Origin of the sequence: Collinsella aerofaciens, from assembly GCF_005845035.1 — a bacterium.
GTDB lineage: Bacteria > Actinomycetota > Coriobacteriia > Coriobacteriales > Coriobacteriaceae > Collinsella > Collinsella aerofaciens_I.
On the sequence record NZ_SPFO01000038.1, the window covers coordinates 1 to 2,443 of the forward strand.

1 protein-coding gene is annotated in these 2,443 nt (G+C 63.4%); it reads left to right on the forward strand.

Annotation, left to right across the window (positions count from 1 at the left end; genetic code table 11):
- Positions 1 to 130: 130 nt before the first annotated feature.
- On the forward strand, positions 131 to 2,443 hold a 2,313-nt coding region (locus tag FGQ67_RS09905; RefSeq protein WP_138341776.1), incomplete at its 3' end, for an RICIN domain-containing protein.

Below are 2,443 nucleotides of genomic sequence, written 5' to 3' on the forward strand. Positions count from 1 at the left end.
ATAGGGAGAGGGCCTGACCCCATATCGTTGGGGCCAGGCCCGATTTTGCCTCTTGACAATGTCCTGCTCATATTAAATGCCGGTACGCTTGCAGAATCGTACCTGTTCCGATTACAGAAAAGGGGCCGTCATGCGTAAGCCTGCCTCCTGCGTCCTTTCCATCGCGCTCTCGCTCGTAATGACGGTTGGTTTTATCCCGTCACCCGCGCTTGCCGAAATCGCCAGTGCGCCAGAACCCGCCGCGCAAAGCGCCGGCAAACCTAACGAGAGCCCAGCCGAAACCACGTCGGGCCAAGCCCGGGCAAACGATCAAATCAGCGCCGCCTCCGGCACCAATGTAACGGCCAACGCAACGCAGCCGATCGACGCCAGCATGTTCAGTATCGAGGACACCGACATTCGCTACACGGGCAATCCCGTGATGCCCACCGTCACGTCGTCGACCGTGCCGAGCGACCAGTACACTGTCGCCTACGAGAACAACGTAGCCATCGGTCAGGCGACCGCCGTTGTGACCGCCGACGACCAGAACTACAGCGGCACCTGCGCGATCCCATTTGAAATCAAACCGGCGAACGCGGCCGCGAACTACCAGCACAGCACCACCGCGCAAAGCGGCGACATCACGCTCACCGTCCAATGGAACGACCCGAGGCTCGGCCAGGAGACCACGTTCCATGTGACTGCGACGGGCGGAAGCGGTGCGTACCAATTCCGCATGGACGCACCGACGTATATGGATCCCGACGGTAGCAGCGAAAGCGTTGCCGACCCCAGCCGTAACCAGTGGCAGCAATACACCGGCGAATGCACATCGCACGACTACCAGTTCGAAATGACCGCTAGCGGCACCTATTACCTGCGCTTTTACCTGATGGATAAGGCGGCCGGCGTGTACTATCTGCGCTCAAACGTGTTTGCGAGCGCGAACGACGACGCCTATCCGGCGGTCAGCGCCATCGTGAAGTCCGCAGTCGACAAATGCAGCGCCGATACCGACGGGTCCGACTACGCCCGCGCCCTGTGGCTCCACGACTGGACGCTCGACCAGCTGGAGTACGACCACAGCCTCAACTGGTGCTCGGCCGAAAGCGGCCTCACGCGCCACCAGGGCACCTGCGAGAGCTACCAGCGCATCTACTCCAAGCTCCTTGACGCCGCGGGCATCGCCAACGGCCGCATCACCGGCAACGGCCACACCTGGAACGCCGTAAAGATCGACGGCAAATGGTGCCAGATGGACCTAACCTGGGACGACACCAGCGACAACTGGTACGGAGACCTGGACCAGCGCCATCTGTACTTTGGCCTGACCGACGAGCTCATGGCAATCGCCCACTCCGACCACACCGCAAACTACCAAAAGGACGGCTACGCCTACCGCTCAACCGACCTGTCCAACAATTACTTTGTGCGAAATGGCAAGGCCGACGAATGGGCCGAAAAATATGCCGACCGCATTCAGCAGCATCTAGATGCCAGGGAAGAGAGCTTTTCCATTGATGCAGATAATCAGTCTTTCCCGCCGAGTATCTCGGGGATTCAGAACGGAATTGTTGCTTATGCGATGAATCAGAGGGAGTGGAAGTCCGACAATGCCAAAGTTGGGCTTAGTGTGACATCAAACGTCACCAAGGAATCGAACAACAAATGGAGCGCTAAGTACGACCTAAAGGCTGAATACAAAATAGCAGCTTTAGAAAAGGTCATCGACGACGGCGACTACCGCCTGTCCATCTCGCTCGACGCCCGGATGGCCGTCTCGGCATCGGGCTCGGGCTGCAAGCTCTCCGCGTCGGCGGGCGCCCTCACCTTCGAGCGCGACGGGGCGACGGGCCTGTACAGGATATCCTCGGGCGGGAGGCTGCTGACCGAGGCGGGGAGCTCCGCGGTGCTCGCCGAGCCGGACGGCTCGGCATCCCAGCTCTGGCGCGTCGCGGCCAGCGGGGGCGCCTACACCGTGACGTCGGCGTCCGGCCTCGCCCTCGACGACGACGCGAGGCGCACCTCCGAGGGCAACAGGGTCTGGCTCTACGAGCCGAACGGCACGCCGGCGCAGAAGTGGCTGCTCGCGGACCCGGCGATCCCCCGCACGGTCGACGACGGCGACTACCGCCTGTCCATCTCGCTCGACGCCCGGATGGCCGTCTCGGCATCGGGCTCGGGCTGCAAGCTCTCCGCGTCGGCGGGCGCCCTCACCTTCGAGCGCGACGGGGCGACGGGCCTGTACAGGATATCCTCGGGCGGGAGGCTGCTGACCGAGGCGGGGAGCTCCGCGGTGCTCGCCGAGCCGGACGGCTCGGCATCCCAGCTCTGGCGCGTCGCGGCCAGCGGGGGCGCCTACACCGTGACGTCGGCGTCCGGCCTCGCCCTCGACGACGACGCGAGGCGCACCTCCGAGGGCAACAGGGTCTGGCTCTACGAGCCGAACGGCACGCCGGCC